Source organism: Limnohabitans sp. DCL3 (assembly GCF_048019295.1).
In the GTDB taxonomy this organism is placed as follows: domain Bacteria; phylum Pseudomonadota; class Gammaproteobacteria; order Burkholderiales; family Burkholderiaceae_C; genus Limnohabitans_A.
The window spans coordinates 1,203,577-1,219,887 of sequence record NZ_CP171842.1 but is presented as its reverse complement, the minus strand read 5'-3'; the positions used below and the strand labels follow the sequence as shown (position 1 = coordinate 1,219,887).

General features: G+C 60.4%; 17 protein-coding genes and 1 tRNA gene. 7 read left to right on the top strand and 11 right to left on the bottom strand.

What is annotated here, in order from left to right:
* Positions 1-10: 10 nt before the first annotated feature.
* Together gabT and ACHEXK_RS05525 are read left to right on the top strand one after the other, a co-directional pair.
* Positions 11-1,306 (top strand): 4-aminobutyrate--2-oxoglutarate transaminase, encoded by a 1,296-nt coding sequence (gabT, locus tag ACHEXK_RS05530; protein WP_416548369.1) that lies wholly within the window; start codon positions 11-13, stop codon positions 1,304-1,306.
* Between the two features lie 82 nt (positions 1,307-1,388).
* The gene (locus ACHEXK_RS05525; RefSeq protein WP_416548368.1) at positions 1,389-2,867 is read left to right on the top strand and encodes an NAD-dependent succinate-semialdehyde dehydrogenase; all 1,479 of its coding nucleotides are present in this window, start codon (positions 1,389-1,391) and stop codon (positions 2,865-2,867) included.
* Positions 2,868-2,948: 81 nt separating this feature from the next.
* Here the strand turns inward: ACHEXK_RS05525 and ACHEXK_RS05520 are convergent, their stop codons facing one another.
* Entirely contained in the window at positions 2,949-3,971 is a 1,023-nt protein-coding gene (locus tag ACHEXK_RS05520; RefSeq protein WP_416548367.1) for a tripartite tricarboxylate transporter substrate binding protein, read from the bottom strand.
* A 175-nt stretch (positions 3,972-4,146) separates the two neighbouring features.
* Here ACHEXK_RS05520 and ACHEXK_RS05515 point away from each other — a divergent pair.
* Positions 4,147-4,220, top strand: a tRNA-Gly gene (locus ACHEXK_RS05515).
* 50 nt (positions 4,221-4,270) lie between these two features.
* Here the strand turns inward: ACHEXK_RS05515 and ACHEXK_RS05510 are convergent.
* Complete coding sequence (locus ACHEXK_RS05510) at positions 4,271-4,912, bottom strand: 3-oxoacid CoA-transferase subunit B (RefSeq protein WP_416548365.1); 642 nt, start codon at positions 4,910-4,912, stop codon at positions 4,271-4,273.
* 1 nt (position 4,913) lies between these two features.
* On the bottom strand, positions 4,914-5,621 hold the full coding sequence (locus ACHEXK_RS05505) for a CoA transferase subunit A (RefSeq protein ID WP_416548364.1): 708 nt from the start codon (positions 5,619-5,621) through the stop codon (positions 4,914-4,916).
* Positions 5,622-5,699: 78 nt separating this feature from the next.
* Between ACHEXK_RS05505 and ACHEXK_RS05500 the strand changes: the two genes are divergently transcribed.
* Positions 5,700-6,269, top strand: coding sequence for a LuxR C-terminal-related transcriptional regulator (locus tag ACHEXK_RS05500; RefSeq protein WP_416548362.1), 570 nt, complete (start codon positions 5,700-5,702; stop codon positions 6,267-6,269).
* A gap of 16 nt (positions 6,270-6,285) precedes the next feature.
* Here the strand turns inward: ACHEXK_RS05500 and vapC are convergent, their stop codons facing one another.
* The 5 genes from vapC to ACHEXK_RS05475 all read right to left on the bottom strand — a co-directional run bounded on the left by vapC (position 6,286) and on the right by ACHEXK_RS05475 (position 10,570).
* Positions 6,286-6,708: a type II toxin-antitoxin system tRNA(fMet)-specific endonuclease VapC gene (vapC, locus tag ACHEXK_RS05495; protein ID WP_416548360.1), complete on the bottom strand. Its 423-nt coding sequence runs from the start codon at positions 6,706-6,708 to the stop codon at positions 6,286-6,288.
* Positions 6,709-6,710: 2 nt separating this feature from the next.
* Positions 6,711-6,941: an antitoxin gene (locus ACHEXK_RS05490; RefSeq protein WP_416548359.1), complete on the bottom strand. Its 231-nt coding sequence runs from the start codon at positions 6,939-6,941 to the stop codon at positions 6,711-6,713.
* Positions 6,942-6,997: 56 nt separating this feature from the next.
* Positions 6,998-9,325, bottom strand: coding sequence for an acyl-CoA dehydrogenase family protein (locus ACHEXK_RS05485; RefSeq protein WP_416548358.1), 2,328 nt, complete (start codon positions 9,323-9,325; stop codon positions 6,998-7,000).
* A gap of 60 nt (positions 9,326-9,385) precedes the next feature.
* Positions 9,386-10,057, bottom strand: a complete 672-nt coding sequence (locus tag ACHEXK_RS05480) for a nitroreductase (RefSeq protein WP_416548357.1) — start codon at positions 10,055-10,057, stop codon at positions 9,386-9,388.
* Between the two features lie 84 nt (positions 10,058-10,141).
* Positions 10,142-10,570 carry a carboxymuconolactone decarboxylase family protein gene (locus tag ACHEXK_RS05475; RefSeq protein ID WP_416548355.1) on the bottom strand — a complete coding sequence of 143 codons (429 nt, stop codon included), beginning with the start codon at positions 10,568-10,570 and terminating at the stop codon, positions 10,142-10,144.
* 114 nt (positions 10,571-10,684) lie between these two features.
* On the opposite strand from ACHEXK_RS05475, the gene ACHEXK_RS05470 reads away from it, so the two are divergent.
* Positions 10,685-11,278 (top strand): peroxidase-related enzyme, encoded by a 594-nt coding sequence (locus ACHEXK_RS05470; RefSeq protein ID WP_416548353.1) that lies wholly within the window; start codon positions 10,685-10,687, stop codon positions 11,276-11,278.
* Positions 11,279-11,360: 82 nt separating this feature from the next.
* Here ACHEXK_RS05470 and ACHEXK_RS05465 read toward each other — a convergent pair whose 3' ends face one another.
* Positions 11,361-11,936 (bottom strand): TetR/AcrR family transcriptional regulator, encoded by a 576-nt coding sequence (locus tag ACHEXK_RS05465; protein WP_416548352.1) that lies wholly within the window; start codon positions 11,934-11,936, stop codon positions 11,361-11,363.
* Positions 11,937-12,130: 194 nt separating this feature from the next.
* On the opposite strand from ACHEXK_RS05465, the gene ACHEXK_RS05460 reads away from it, so the two are divergent.
* Complete coding sequence (locus ACHEXK_RS05460) at positions 12,131-13,027, top strand: metal-dependent hydrolase (protein WP_416548350.1); 897 nt, start codon at positions 12,131-12,133, stop codon at positions 13,025-13,027.
* Positions 13,028-13,072: 45 nt separating this feature from the next.
* Here the strand turns inward: ACHEXK_RS05460 and ACHEXK_RS05455 are convergent, their stop codons facing one another.
* On the bottom strand, positions 13,073-13,495 hold the full coding sequence (locus tag ACHEXK_RS05455; RefSeq protein ID WP_416548349.1) for an acyl-CoA thioesterase: 423 nt from the start codon (positions 13,493-13,495) through the stop codon (positions 13,073-13,075).
* A 10-nt stretch (positions 13,496-13,505) separates the two neighbouring features.
* Positions 13,506-14,288, bottom strand: a complete 783-nt coding sequence (locus ACHEXK_RS05450) for an SDR family oxidoreductase (RefSeq protein ID WP_416548348.1) — start codon at positions 14,286-14,288, stop codon at positions 13,506-13,508.
* 152 nt (positions 14,289-14,440) lie between these two features.
* On the opposite strand from ACHEXK_RS05450, the gene ACHEXK_RS05445 reads away from it, so the two are divergent.
* Positions 14,441-16,132: an electron transfer flavoprotein-ubiquinone oxidoreductase gene (locus ACHEXK_RS05445; RefSeq protein WP_416548347.1), complete on the top strand. Its 1,692-nt coding sequence runs from the start codon at positions 14,441-14,443 to the stop codon at positions 16,130-16,132.
* Positions 16,133-16,311 lie beyond the last annotated feature (179 nt).

The window sequence follows — 16,311 nt, the reverse complement described above, 5'->3', positions numbered from 1 at the left end:
CAATCGAGCCATGAATAACCAAAACAGCAACGCGGTCTTGATGGTCCGCAAAAACGCTGCCACGCCACGAGGTATTGGCGTGATGGCCAGCTTTTTTGCCGACCGCGCCGACAACGCCGAGTTGTGGGATGTGCAAGGCCAGCGCTACCTTGATTTTGCAGGCGGCATTGCAGTGCTCAACACCGGCCACCGTCACCCTAAAGTGGTAGCCGCCGTGCAAGCGCAGCTGGAGCGCTTTACCCACACCTGCTACCAAGTGGTGCCTTATGAAAGCTATGTGGCTTTGGCGGAAAAGCTCAACGTCCTCACCCCTGGCACCCATGCCAAGAAAACCGCTTTTTTCTCCACCGGGGCCGAGGCGGTAGAAAACGCCATCAAGATCGCCAGAGCCGCCACAGGCCGCAGCGGGGTGATTGCCTTTGGCGGTGCGTTTCATGGGCGAAGCCTCTACGCGGTTGGCTTGACTGGCAAGGTTGCGCCCTACAAAACCGCGTTTGGCCCCATGGCCTCAGAGGTTTACCACGTGCCCTACCCCAGCGACGAAGCCAGTTTGGCCCAAGCCCGCGAGGCCGTGACGCGCTTGTTCAAGTACGACATCGAGCCCGGCCGTGTAGCGGCTTTCATTTTTGAGCCGGTGCAAGGCGAAGGCGGCTTTCACGTCATGCACGACGAGGCGGTGTGCTGGGTGCGCGAGCTGTGCACCGAGCACGGCATGGTCATGATCGCCGACGAAGTGCAATCAGGCTTTGGCCGCACTGGTCAACTTTTTTGCATGGCGCACCATGAACAGCGCGGCATCACGGCAGACCTTTTGATCAGCGCCAAATCCATGGCTGCGGGGCTGAACCTCTCGGCCGTCACAGGCCGCGCAGCCCTCATGGACGCACCCGCACCTGGTGGTCTGGGCGGCACCTATGCCGGTAACCCGCTCGCCATTGCGGCGGCCCATGCGGTGATTGAGATCATGCTCGAGGAAAAACTGCCCGCACGCGGCCAGCGCTTGGGCGACCAACTCAAGGCGCGGCTACACGGCTTGCAGATGCGTTTGCCACAACTGACCATCGTGCGCGGCTTGGGCGCGATGGTGGCTGCGGAGTTTCGCCGCGCTGACGGCAGCCCAGACTCGACCTTCACCAAAGCCGTGCAAGCCCATGCGCTGGCGCACGGCCTGATTTTGCTGAGCTGCGGCATGGACGCCAATGTGCTGCGCTTTTTGTTCCCATTGACCATTGCGCAAACCCATTTTGAGGAGGCCTTGGACATCCTCGAAGCCGCCTTGACCGCTGCACACACGGCGGGTGCATAGGCCCGAGAGCAGCTTCTTCAGGCAAAATCATTGCACTTGTTCACTTTTGCCAGCGCACCAACGCCCTATACAAGACCACCCCATGAAAGCACAATCGAATTGCCTTGCTTTGCTCAAAGACCCGACTTTGCTCAAAACCGATGCCCTCATCAACGGCCAATGGGTGTCTGGCAGCAGCCGCTTTGCCGTGACCGACCCGGCCACGGGCGGGCACTTGGCCAGCGTGGCCAACCTCGGGGCGGACGAAGCCGAAGCCGCCATTGCTGCAGCCAACGCGGCCTGGGGGCCCTGGAAAACCAAGACCGCCAAAGAGCGCAGCCTCATTTTGCGCAAGTGGTTTGACCTGCTGATCGCCAACACCGAAGACCTGGCGCGCCTCATGACCGCAGAAAACGGCAAGCCCTTGGCCGAGTCGCGTGGCGAAGTGGCCTATGGCGCGAGTTTTGTGGAATGGTTTGCCGAAGAGGCCAAGCGCGTGAACGGCGAGACCTTGCCCCAGTTCGACAACAACCGCCGCCTTTTGGTGCTCAAGCAGCCCATTGGCGTGTGCGCGGCCATCACGCCCTGGAATTTTCCGCTGGCCATGATCACCCGCAAAGTGGCCCCTGCGCTGGCGGCCGGTTGCCCCGTGGTCATCAAACCCGCTGAGCAAACCCCGCTCACGGCCTTGGCTGCAGCCGAGTTGGCGCTTCGCGCGGGCATTCCGGCTGGCGTGCTCAACATCATCACGGCCGATGGCCCGCAAAGCATCGCCATCGGCAAGGTGCTGTGCGCCTCTGACGTGGTGCGCCACATCAGCTTCACCGGCTCCACCGAAGTGGGCCGCATCCTGATGGCGCAGTCGGCCCCTACCGTCAAAAAAATGTCGTTGGAGCTGGGCGGCAACGCGCCCTTCATCGTCTTTGATGACGCCGACATCGACAGCGCCGTGGAAGGCGCTTTTGCCAGCAAATACCGCAATGCGGGCCAAACCTGCGTTTGCACCAACCGTTTTTATGTGCAGGAATCGGTGTACGAAGAGTTCGCCACCAAGTTCGCCGCCAAAGTCAAAACCGCCAAAGTGGGCAATGGCTTTGCCGACGGCGTGAACCAAGGCCCGCTGATCGAGCAGGCCGCTCTCGACAAGGTCGAGCGGCATGTGAACGACGCCATCGCCAAGGGCGGCCGCGTGCTCACGGGCGGCAAGCGCCTGGACGGCCAGTTTTTTGAGCCCACCGTGATCGCCGACGCGAGCGCCGACATGGTCTGTGCCCGGGAAGAAACCTTTGGCCCGTTTGCCCCCATCTTCAAATTCAAAACCGAGCAAGACGCCATCTTTGCAGCCAACAACACCGAATTTGGCCTGGCCAGCTACTTCTACAGCCGAGATGTGGGTCGCATCTTCCGCGTGAGCGAGGCGCTGGAGTACGGCATGGTGGGCATCAACGTGGGCATTTTGGCCACCGAGCATGTGCCGTTTGGGGGCGTCAAGCAATCGGGCCTGGGCCGTGAAGGCTCACACCACGGCATGGACGACTATGTGGAAATCAAATACCTGTGCATGGGCGACATTCTCAAATGATCGGCGGAAACGAAAAAAGCCGCCAGCCCAGCTGACGGCTTTGGAGTCCATGCAGTCAAGGGCACCTCAGGGTGCCTTTTTTCATGACTTTTTGGCCAAACCCAGACGCTCGATCGTGCCGCGCTCGGCCTCAAAGGTGCGCTGCCCATAACGGGTGTACTCTTCGGTGCCCATGTAAATCACGGGTTGAAAGAAACGGTCCAGCGTCTCGAGGACTTTGGGGTCTTCCAGCGTTTTCTTGAACGCATCGTGCAGTACCCGCACCACGGCTGGGTCCATGCCCTTGGGGCCACCAATGCCAAAGGGTGACTCGGTGATCGTGTCCCAGCCGCTTTCTTTGACTGTGGGAATGTCCGGGAAAGCCTTGGTGCGGTTGCGTCCCAGTGTGGCGAGCAAGCGCAGCTTGCCTTCTTTGACCAGGGGTGCAAATTCAGTGGTGCCACTCATCACGCGGATGTGCCCACCCAAAATGGCCTGCATCAACTCGGCTGAGCCTTTGTAGGGGATGTGGTTGAGTTCAATGCCCGCTTTTTGTGAGAACTCTTCGATCGCCAGATGAGGCGTGGTGCCGGTGCCGGTGCTGCCGTACTCGACTTTGCCCGGATTGGCCTTGGCATAAGCCACCATCTCTTTGAGTGTCTTAAATGGCGCATCCATGGTCGCCACCAGGCCAAAGGTGTAGCCGGTCAGGCAAGCAATGTGGGTCAAGTCCTTCACCGGATCGAAGGCCATTTTTTGCATGTGCGGCAAACGGTACACGCCCAACGGCAGTTGCGTGAGCATGTAGCCATCGGGCCGGGCATTGACCATGGCCGTGGCCCCCAAGGTGCCGCCAGCACCGGGCCGGTTGTCCACGATGACCGACACACCCAAGGCACGCGATGCGCTCTCAGCGAAAGCACGCATCACGGCATCGCTGCTGCCGCCCGGTGGCCAAGGCGCGATCAAGGTGATGGGTTTGTTGGGAAATGCACTCTGAGCCCAAACGCTGCTGCTCATCAAAGCGGGGGCGGCCATGCCCGCCAAAATGCCAGCCATCCCTTGCAAAGTTTGGCGGCGTGGGCGGTCTGGGTTCTGATCTTTGCGGAGTTCGGGGGTTTTCATGGACAAGCGTTCCTGAGTGACTGAAAAGGTCCAATTTAGTCAGCACCCGCGCACACGTCCACCGGGTAAGTCCTGACACCCGGCCCGTTGCGTCACCCGCGAGACAAAATCGCCCTTGCGCTTGGCGGCCATTGACACCGTGGCTGCCTTTTTCGCACAGTACAATCCCACCCAAGCGGGCGTCGTTTAATGGCAGGACTTTTGCTTCCCAAGCAAATAACGTGGGTTCGATTCCCATCGCCCGCTCCAAACACAAAGGCCCCTCACGGGGCCTTTTCATTGGGGGTTTGAAAACCTGATCAGAAGATCAGCTTCACACCCGTCTTGGCCTGCAGCGCCTCAGGCGTCACGCCCGGTGCCAACTCGACCACTTTGAGGCCCGCTTCGGTCACATCCATCACCGCCAGGTCGGTGATGATGCGGTCAACCACCCCCTTGCCGGTCAGCGGCAGTGTGCACTCGGACAGGATCTTCATGTCTTCGGTGCCGTCTTTCTTCTTGGCGACGTGCTCCATCAAGATGATCACGCGCTTGACGCCCGCCACCAAATCCATCGCGCCGCCCATGCCCTTGACCATCTTGCCAGGGATCATCCAATTGGCCAGATCGCCCTTGTCGGTCACCTGCATCGCGCCCAAGATCGACAGGTTGATCTTGCCGCCACGGATCATGGCAAAAGACTGCTCGCTGCCAAAAATCGACGAACCTTTGATGGTCGTCACCGTCTGCTTGCCCGCGTTGATGAGGTCGGCGTCGACTTCGTCTTCGGTCGGGAAGGGTCCAATGCCCAGCATGCCGTTTTCGCTTTGCAACCAGACTTCCTTGTCGGCCGGCACAAAGTTGGCCACCAGCGTGGGAATGCCGATACCCAGGTTCACATAAAAACCGTCTTCCAATTCGTGGGCCGCACGGGCGGCCATTTGGTCTTGACTCCAGCTCATATCAGACTCCTGCTTTCTCTGTGATCGTGCGTTTTTCGATGCGCTTTTCCGGTTTCGTGTTGAGCACGATGCGGTGCACATAAATGCCGGGCAGGTGCACGCTGTCGGGGTGCATGTCGCCGGTTTCCACAATCTCCTCGACCTCGACCACACAAATTTTGCCGGCCATGGCGACTGCGGGGTTGAAGTTGCGCGAGGTGTAACGGAACTGCAGGTTGCCGGACTTGTCGGCGCGGTGGGCTTTGACCAGCGACACATCGGGCACCAAGGCACGCTCCATCACATAGGTTTCACCGTCAAACTCGCGCAGCTCTTTGCCTTCGGCCACCAAGGTGCCCACGCCGGTCTTGGTGAAGAAGGCCGGGATGCCCGCACCGCCTGCACGCAGCTTTTCAGCCAAGGTGCCTTGGGGGGTGAACTCCAGGGCCAGCTCGCCCGCCAGGTACTGGCGCTCGAACTCTTTGTTCTCACCCACATACGACGAGATCATTTTCTTGATCTGGCGTGTTTGCAGCAGCAAGCCCAGACCGAAATCGTCCACACCCGCGTTGTTGGAAATCGCGCTCAGGTTCTGCACGCCGCTGTCGCGCAGGGCCGCAATCAGGGCTTCGGGAATGCCGCACAGGCCAAAACCGCCCACACCAATGAGTTGACCGTCAGCCACGATGCCCTTGAGGGCCTCGGCTGCGGAGGGGAAAATCTTGTTCACACCAATCTCCAAATAACGGATGAAAACCCTACGATACTACGTATTCAACTACGTAGTTTTTCGTAATGGTGTGCCCTGATGCCTGAACCCACCAACGACATCGATTACCGCCTGGCCTTCGACTTTGCCCCCATCGGCATGGTGCTCTCGCGCAACCGCACCATGGTCGACTGCAACCAGCGCGTGTGCGAGATGTTTGGCGTGCCCCGCGAACGCATGATCGGTCAAACCTTCCAACTGCTCTACCCCAGCGCCGACGAGTACGAGCGCACCGGCCAGCGCATCACCCCCATCCTGAACGCCAAAGGCGTGTACGCCGACGACCGGGTGATGAAACGCGTGGACGGCCGCTTCAAAGGCGAAACCTTCTGGTGCCATGTGACCGGTCGGGCGCTCAACCGCGATGCGCCGCACGAAGCCGGCATCTGGACCTTTGAAGACCTCTCGGCCCGCAAACCCGTGAAAGCCGAACTCACCGCCCGCGAACGCGAAGTCGCCGCCCACCTGATGGATGGCCTGACCAGCAAAGAGATTGGCCGCGCTCTGGGCATCAGCCACCGCACGGTGGAGATCTACCGCGTCAAGCTGATGCGCAAATACCAGGCCTCTGGGGCGGCGGATCTGATTCAGAAGCTGATGCGGGGGTGAGCCACTACGGGTGGAGTCAATCTGTCAGCACCCAGTTTTCGACCCGCAAACCTGGCACACGATCGAACTCCCGAGTGTTGTTGGTGACCAAGGTCCAGTCCTCGGCCAGGGCGTGGGCGGCCAGCCACAAATCGTTGTTACCAATCGGCAAGCCTTGCCGCTGCAAGCTCGCGCGGACATGGCCATAGTGCTCTGCGGCGGCCATGGGCAAAGCACTGGGGCGAATCATCTGAACCAACTGGTCCAAGGTCGCCAAAGCACGTTCACGGAATTGGCTTTTTTCTGCGCCAAAACGCAGCTCACCTACCGTGATGGTCGACATGGCCAGCGCCTGCAGCGGGTGCCTTTCAAAATGTTGGCGCACGGCCAGTGGCTGGCCTTTGGCAATATAGATGCAAATGTTGGTGTCCAACAGATAGCGTTGGGCTCCGATCGCCACGGTCAAAACCCCTCGCGCTCTTGCGGCGGAGTGTCTTGCCTGCCTTCTGCCATAAAGTCAGCAGGCAAACTGCTCAACAGGTCAAACACGGCGGCGGCATGGGAAGGCACTTGCCGCAAAACGATGTCATTGCCTTGCCGAAAAATCTCGACTTGGTCAGCGTCAAATCGAAATTCTTTGGGCAAACGCACGGCCTGGCTGTTGCCTGATTGAAAGATACGAGCAAAGGTCATAGGAGCCTCCCGCATTAATGTAGATACACCAAGTATATACGCCCTGCAAAATGCGTTTACTCTTTTGAAGGGCCCTTGAATGCCGCCACCCGCCTCAAATGCTGCGCCACCCCGCCAAACTGCTGCTCAATCACCGTCAGCCGCTTGAAGCCATGGCCCACGGCCAGCTCGTCGGTCATGCCCATGCCGCCGTGCAACTGAACAGCGCCCTGCCCCACCAGCCGTGCCGCACGCAGCACCGTCACATGGGCCGATGAGACGCGCTCGGCGCGGCGCTCGGGGCTGTCGCCCAGCACATCGGCACAAGCACCCACCGCCGCAGCGGCCTGCACCAGCGCCATGTACATGTCGGCCATACGGTGTTGCAAAACCTGAAAGGCCGCCAGAGGCTGGCCAAACTGTTTACGCTGGCTGGTGTAGTTCAGCGTGTCGCGCATCAAGGCTTGCATCACACCCACGGCCTCGGCTCCAGCAGCCAGTGTGGCCGAGTCCCACGCTTGCGAGAGTGCAGCCAAAGCATCACCTTGGCCAATGAGGGCCTGCACGGGTGTTTGGTCAAACGCCAATTCAGCCGCCCAGGCGCCGTCAATCAGGCGCACATCACGCCGCTGAACGCCCCTGGCTGCGGGGTCGATCCAGCAGATGCGCAGCGGGCCTGCGCCGTCTCGTGCGCTCACCAGCCAGTGTGTGGCCCCGGGCGCGCCGCGCACCAGGGCTTTGCGCCCGCTGATGTGCATCTGTCCGTTCGAGTTGTGCAAACGCGTCTGCACCCGACTCAAATCCGTACGCCCTGCAGGCTCCAAAGCGGCCACGGCCAAGCGCACTTGGCCCTCTGCCAGACCTTGCAGCAAAACGTCAAACGCCGGGTCACCCAGCGCCTGCAGCAAGTTGGCACCCAGCACCGCCGAGCTGCTGTAAGGCTCGCCCACCCAAGCCGCACCCAGGGCCTGGCAGATCAGCAGTTGCTCAGGCAAACCACCGCCCATGCCGCCCAAGTGTTCAGGCAGCGCAGCGCCCAAGAGGCCCAGCTCATGCGCCAAACCTTGCCACAGCGGCGCAATCGCCTCTGGTGTGGCCATCATTTGCGCCCGCTTGTCAAACGGCCATTTGTCTTGCAACCAGCTTTGCAGACTGGCCAAGAGCATGGCCTGCGTCTCGTCCAGCGGCAGCACGGGCTCCACCACCTCGGTCCCCAGAACGTGGCGGGCAATCAGGTTGCGCTGGACTTCGTTGGTGCCACCATAAATCGACGCAGCGCGGTCGTTCAAATACGCCCGGGTTGCAAAAACAGACTCCTCGGGCAAAGGCAAGGCGTGGGCAGCAGCCTCCTCAATGGTCAGACTACTGGCCCCATACGGGCCGGCAATGTCCAGGCCCAGCTCGGTCAGGTGCTGTTTGAGCTCGGTGGCCAGCACCTTGCCCATGGACGGCGCAGCCGGCATCCAGGCCGGCTGCGTGCCGCCGCCAATGCGGGCCGTCAGCACCTCTTGTTCCCAGGCGTGCAAAGCGTCGATGCGGCACTGCGCGTTGGCCAAGCTCAGGGCGATGTCTTGGTGCTCGGTGGCCGACGCGCCTTGCGCAAAGGCCTCTTGCAAAGACTCGCGCAAGCGGGCCAGGCGGCCCCGCAAGAACGGCGCAGACGAGCCACCCCGCTCGTGCTCCAGCAAAAATTTGGCAATCGCCCAGCCCTGGTTTTCTTCGCCAATCAGGGCGTCAGCGGGCACGCGGGCCTCGTCAAAAAAGACCTGGTTGAATTCGTGGTCACCCGAGATGCTGATGATCGGCCGGATCTGGATGCCGGGGTTGTTCAGCTCGAACATCAAAAAGCTGATGCCTTGCTGGGGCTTGCCGCTGTGGTCGGTGCGCACCAAGCAGAACATGTGCGTGGCGCGGTGGGCATGGGTGGTCCAGATTTTGGAGCCGTTGATCACCCACTCGTTGCCTTCTCGGCGGGCGCGGCATTGCAGCGATGCCAAATCGGAACCGGCACCCGGCTCGCTGTAGCCCTGACACCAGTAACTCACACCGTTGCGGATGTCCGCGAGCCAACGCTCTTTTTGGACCTGCGTGCCAAACGCCACCAGCACGGGCGCGGCCATCACCAGCCCAAGGGGCGAGACTTTGGGGGCGTCGACTGCCGCCATCTCGCTGGCAAAAATGTCGTGCTGCTTGGGCGTCCAGCCGCAGCCACCCCACTCGACTGGCCAATGCGGCGCAGCCCAGCCGCGCTTGGCCAAGACCCGCTGCCAAGGGATGCCAACCTCGTAGTCCGAAAAAATGCCCGAGGTGCGGTGCCCGCCCAGGCGCATGTCGTCGGTCAGCTCGGCCGCCAAAAAGGCGCGCACTTCGTCGCGGAAAGCCAACTCGTCATGGCTCAAGTTCATGCTGTGTTCACTCCAAAAGTCGGCTGCCAGCCAGGCAAGGTGCCAAGGTCGGGGGGGGCATCAGAAGCCCACATAGCGCACAAAATGGGTGGCGTCTTCGCGCACCGACTTCACACCGTTGGCCACAAAGTCTTCGTCCGGATAACCCATGGCAATACAGATCATGATGTTCTGGTCATCCGGGATGCCCGCATGCTCACGCACCACGGCCGACTGCATGATCCCCTGCCCGTTGATCACACTGCCCAAGCCCCGCTCCCACGCGGCCAGCACCAGTGCGTGCGACAAGGCCCCTAGGTCAAACTGGCTGATGGCGGCAGGCTCCAGGTACTTGTCGTAAGTCAACACCAGCGACACTGGCGCATCGAACTGCCGAAAACCCCGCATGACCCAGTCGGTGCGCCGCTCTTTGTCATCGCGGGCGATGCCCATGGCGTCAAACAACTGAATGGCGATGTCCACCTGGCGCTTGCGGTGAATGCCCTCGTAGGACTCTTTCATCGGAAAGTCACGCTTGGGCGGCACGCCCTGGAGCATGTTCTCGGTGTTGCCCCGGCGGATGCGGTCCAGGGGCTCGCCCGTGACCACATGCACATGCCAAGGCTGCGTGTTCATCGACGAAGGTGACCACTTGGCCACCTCAATGATCTCTTCGATCAGCTCTCGGGGCACGGGCTTGGGCAGGTAGCCACGAACGCTTTTTCGGGCCTTGATGAGTTCTGAAAATTCCATGGGTTTTGTCTCCTCATCCGAGAATCGGTGAAAAGCCAAGACCCGTCAATGCAGCCCTGTTGCCTGCGTTACTCGCACTTGAACTCAAGTGGCTGCGCCCATGGACTCGACCACCTCGGTGACGCTGCGAAAAGCGTCGATGGCCGTCGGAAAACCGCAATACACCGTGGCGTGCAGCATCACTTCGCGCAATTCATCGGGGGTAGCGCCGTTGTTCAGGGCACCCCGCACATGGGCTTTGAGTTCCTGCTGTTTGCCCTGGGCCGTGAGCATGGCCACGGTGATCAGACTGCGGGTTTTCAGGTCCAGGCCCGGGCGTTGCCAGACATTGCCCCAAGCGTTGCGGGTGATGAACTCCTGCATGGGCAGGGTGTAGTCGGTGGCGTTGCCAAAAGCGCGATCCACAAACTCGCTGCCCATGACCTGGGTGCGGGTGGCGATGCCCGCCTGAAAATCGGTGTCATCAAGGCGGGTGTCGCGGGCTTGTTGCGAGGGCGATGGTGTGTTGGACATGACAGGCTCCTGAAATGGTCATCAGCATAATCTGAGTTGAGCCCTGTTGCCCCAGGCGGCAGCAGATCGACCCTGCCAACCCGGCTTCTCGGGTCAGACACCCCAAAGGACAAGATGAGCACCCGTTACCCAGCCCCCGAAATCCATGACCTGCCTGAAGACATCCAAGCCAAGGTGCTCGAAGTCCAAGAAAAAGCCGGTTTTGTGCCCAATGTGTTCCTGGCCTTGGCCCGCCGCCCGGCCGAGTGGCGGGCGTTTTTTGCGTACCACGACGCACTGATGGTGCCGGAGTCGGTGGGGCGCGCGAGTGGCCTGACCAAGGGAGAGCGCGAAATGATCGTGACCACCACCAGCGCGGCCAACCACTGCCTGTATTGCGTGGTGGCGCACGGCGCGATCTTGCGCATTTACGAGAAAAAACCACTGGTGGCCGATCAGGTGGCCATCAACCACCGCAAAGCCGACATCAGTCCGCGTCAACGCGCCATGCTGGACTTCGCGCTCAAAGTCTGCAACCACTCCGATCAGGTGGAAGATTCTGATTTTGCGGCCCTGCACGCGCACGGCTTTGACGACGAGGACATCTGGGACATTGCAGCCATCACCGCCTTCTTTGGTCTGAGTAACCGCATGGCCAGCTTCAGCGGCATGATGCCCAACCCCGAGTTTTACCTGATGGGCCGAGCCCCCAAGGTCAAACCCGCCTGAACATCCCTGTGGGCTTGGCGCCCTCGCCGCGATAAGGTGCCCGCAGACCCCAAACCCTTGCCCCGGTGGCGGGGCACTCACATCACTGACGGGCCAACAAGGCCCAGGCCACTTGCACCAGCGCGTCTTCGAGCGCCACACTGCCCAACAGTGGCGACTTTTCGAGGCTGGCGCTGCGCAAAGTGCCGATCACCGAGCGGCTGAGCACAAACAATTGCGCGGGAGATGGCGACTTCAACTCAGGATGGTTGATGCGTTCAAAGAAGATCGCCAAGCGATCGGCCACCTGGCGCACCACACTGGCCGTTTCCTGGGGTTGCTCCATCAACCAACCGAGGCGAATCAGGCTTTGGCTGAAGCCTTTGCCGCTGGCAAACCCTTGCAGCAAGATGCGCATGGCTTGGCGCAACAGGTCTTGCGGGTCCATCTGGGTGACATCGGGACGCAATTCCAACGCGGCCAAGTATTGCTCTAGAGCGTGCAACACCATGTCCTGCCCTTTGGCTGCCATGGCCCGCACCAAGACTTCCTTGCTCGGGAAGTACTGATAAAGCGTGCCAATCGAAAAACCTGCAGCGGCGGCCACTTTGTTGGTGGTCAAACCGGCCTCGCCGTCCTTGTCCAAAATCTGAGCAGCCGCTTTGAACAAAGTTTGCATGGTTTGCTGGGCCCGGGCTTGTGAAGGCTGGCGCCTGAGGCTGGAAGGGCTTTGGAGCGGAGATTTTGCTTTATCGGGTTTCGGGCTGGGCATCGGATAAATCCATTCCAAAATGTGAGCAGATCGCGAGTTGCAAGGTCTTTCCAAAACCTGAACAATGCTCACATTCTGACCGATATCCCAAGGCACGCCCCATGAGCACATACCCTGCAGCCCCCACCGAATTGACCGTTCGCCGCCTGAGCGTGGACCTGAGCCAAGGCTTTTCTCGCCACTGGAACGGCGGGGATGCGTTTTTGACCGCTTATGCCAACGCCCTGTCCATGAGCTTCCCAGTGGGTGAACAGTCCTTCATCGACGCGGTCAAGGCAGGCGCGAAAAACCTCCCCGACACGCCAGACAACGCCGAGCTCAAGCACATCGCCAAGGGCTTTGTGGGTCAAGAAGCCACCCACCGCCACCTGCACGCTTTGTACAACGCGCATTTGGAAAAGCAAGGTTTGGTCAACCATTGGGGACCGCGTGCCGAGCGGCGATTGAAACAAGGCCGTGAAGAATTTTTCAGCAAAAGCGAGAAGGGCTTTCTGCACGAGTTGGCGATCACTGCGGCTTTTGAACACTACACCTCGATCTTTGGAGATCTGACCTTGGACCGCTTGGACCAGCCAGGCGACTGGTTTGCCGGGGCCGAAGAGCCCCTGAAAACTCTCTGGCGCTGGCACGCTGCAGAAGAGTCCGAGCACAAATGCGTGGCTTTTGACCTGTACCAACGCCTGGGCGGCAACCACCAGTGGCGCATGCGCTGGTTCTGGTATGTGACGATCCAGTTCAGCACCGACGTGTTCCGCCAAACCGTCAACAACCTTTGGCACGACAAAACGCTGTTCAAACCTTCCACCTGGTGGTCAGCCAGCAAGTTTTTGTTCGGTCGCCACGGCATGGTTTGGCGCGTGGCCAAGCCCATGATGGCTTACACCCGCAAAGACTTCCACCCCATGCAAGTGGGCAGCGCTACGCTGTCGCAGGATTGGCTCAAGAACCACGCCGACCAGTGGCGTGCCGTGGGTGGAACCGCGCCTTCGGCCACCTGAGGCTTGCGCGCACGGGCGTGCGCTTTCACAGAACAGCCACAACGCTCAGTCGCTGACCAAAGCCCGCATCCAATCGGGCAGGGTCACCGCTTTTTGCTTGGGAAAATCCACCCAAATCGTGGTTGCGCCACCTGCAGCAAAAATCACCCCAGGCTGATCGGTGCGCTCCAGCGTGCACCAACTCTCGAACGTGGTGCGCCCCGGGTCGCTCACAAACATCTTGGCCAGGATGTTGCCTGGAAACTCGAACTGTTTGTAAAAATTACAAAACGCGTTCACGATGACCGGCCCCTGCCCTTGCGGGTTGACAGGGCAGCCGATGGCCTGAAACCAATCAATGCGCAGTGTTTCCATATAACGGAAATACACCGTGTTGTTGACGTGCCCCATGGCGTCCATGTCCCCCCAGCGGATGGGAATCACCATCTCGAACACCTGCTTTTTGTGTTGCGGCAGGGCCAGCTTCATGCCCTGCCCCTCACACCGCAAAACCGTCGTCGGCCGAGACCACGGCTCCGTTGATGAAGTGGCTTTGATCGCTGGCCAGCAGCATCAGCAAAGCGTCCAGGTCTTGCGGCTGACCCACGCGTTTTCGCGGCAGCATGCTGATGAGCTTTTGGCCTTGTTCGGTCTGCCAGTGGTGGTGGTTGATCTCGGTGTCGATGTAGCCCGGGCAAATCGCGTTCACGTTGATGCCAAACTTGCCCCACTCGACCGCAAAAGCCTTGGTCATCTGGATCACAGCCGCCTTGCTCATGCAATACACCCCAATTTGCGGCAGCACTTTGAGCCCCGCCATGGAGGCGATGTTGATGATGCGCCCGCCCGTGAAACTGCCCGGTGCGGCGCCCTTGGCACGGGCCAGCATGCGCTTGCCCACCTCTTGCGCCACAAAGAAGGCACCGCGCACATTGGTGTTCATGACGAAGTCGTAGTCTTCTTCCGTCACGTCCTGGATGCGCTGGGTGGTGCTCACGCCCGAGTTGTTCACCAGAATGTCGAGGCTGCCCATCTCGGTTTCGGCGTGTGCCACCGCGGCCGCAATGCTGTGGCGGTCGGTCACGTCCATCTCGACCACATGGGCGTCGCCACCCGCCGCCTCGATCTCGGCCCGCAGGTCCTTGAGCTTGTCCATGCGGCGACTGGCGAGCACCACGCCCGCACCCGCTGCGGCCAGTGTTCGGGCAAATTGCGCCCCCAAACCACCCGAAGCCCCCGTGACCAAAGCCACGCGGCCGGACAAATCGATTTCATAAGCCATGACCACTCCTTCAAGTTGGAAACCCCAGCGGGGCAGAACTGCTGACGCCATTGTGCGGGGCAAGGCGGCAAGAGCCGCATAAAATGAGTCACACGCCCGACACGCTGGTGCCTGGGCATTTGTTTTGACCCCTTTTTCCAAAAGAGACGTTCATGAGCCCCGAAGACATTCTGAGTACTTACGGTCCCCGCGAATCCATGGATTACGACGTGGTCGTGGTCGGCGGCGGCCCCGCTGGCCTGTCAACGGCGATTCGCTTGAAGCAATTGGCCGCCGAAAAAGGCCAGGATGTGTCGGTGGTGGTGTTGGAAAAGGGCGGAGAACCCGGCGCCCACATCCTGAGCGGCGCGATCATGGACCCCCGCGCCCTGACCGAACTCTTCCCCAACTGGAAAGAACTGGGCGCTCCACTCAACCAACCCGTGACCGATGACGCCTGGAGTTTTCTGTCCGAAACCGGCGCCACCCGCACCCCCGGCATCTTTTTGCCCGAGTGCGCACAAAACCATGGCAACTACATCATCAGCCTGAGCAATTTCACCCGCTGGCTGGGTCAGCAGGCTGAAAATTTGGGTGTGGAAATCTTCCCCGGCTTCACGGCCGCCGAAGTGCTCTACAACGAAGACGGCTCTGTCAAAGGTGTGGCCACCGGCAACATGGGCGTGGGCAAAGACGGCGAACCGACCGAGAATTTCCAGCTGGGCATGGAACTTCACGCCAAGTACACCGTGTTTGCCGAAGGCGCGCGCGGCCATTTGGGCAAGCAGCTGATCGCCAAATACAAGCTCGACGCAGGCCGCGATCCACAGACCTACGGCATTGGCATCAAGGAAGTTTGGGAGATTGACTCCTCACGCCACACCCCCGGCTTTGTGATGCACACTGCCGGCTGGCCCATGAACAACGACACCTACGGTGGCGCCTTCATGTACCACATGGAAGACAACAAGATCGCCATCGGCTATGTGGTTGGCCTGGATTACGCCAACCCTTGGCTGAGCCCCTTTGAAGAATTCCAGCGCTGGAAGACCCACAACAACATCAAGTGGTACTTCACCAACGACAAGGGCGAAGTCAACGCCAAGCGCATCGGCTACGGCGCCCGCGCCATCACCGCAGGCGGCCTGATGAGCCTGCCCAAGACCGTATTCCCCGGCGGTGCCTTGGTGGGTTGTGACGCCGGTTACCTGAACGTCAGCCGCATCAAGGGCAGCCACGCTGCCATCAAAACCGGCATGCTGGCCGCCGAAGCCGCTTACGACGCGTTGGTGGCAGGCCGCCAGCACGACGAATTGGCTGCCTACCCCGAAGCGTTTGAAACCAGCTGGCTCTACACCGAGCTCAACAAGTCACGCAACTTCAAGACCTGGTTCAAGAAGGGCTTGACGGTGGCCACACTCATGAACGGCTTCGAGCAGTTCGTGCTGCGCGGCCACATCCCTTGGACGCTGCGCCGTGACAAAGCCGACCACACGTATTTGAAGCCCGCCGCCGAGTGCGAACAAATCGTCTACCCCAAGCCCGATGGCAAGCTGACCTTTGACCGGCTCTCCAGCGTCTTCATCAGCAACACCAACCATGAAGAAAACCAGCCCGCCCACCTGACGCTGAAAGACGCGTCGGTGCCCGTGGGCATCAACCTGGCCCAGTACGCAGGGCCAGAGAGCCGCTACTGCCCAGCCGGGGTTTACGAATACGTCAAAAACGCCGACAACTCAGACCGCCTGCAGATCAACGCGCAAAACTGCGTGCACTGCAAGACCTGCGACATCAAGGACCCGACGCAAAACATCGTCTGGGTCACGCCAGAGGGCGGCGGCGGGCCCAACTACACCGGCATGTGAGTCCGGCAATTCTTCCAAGAGGCCCCCACACAGGGCCTCTTTTTTTGACCGGAGCTGACCGCTTGGGCGTCACCAAGGCATCAGCACCCCCTCGAAAACCCGTACGTCCATGGCCTCGCTGACACCCCATAATCAAATTTGTATGACAAGTTGATTTCCGGCTTGTTGTCATCCACCCA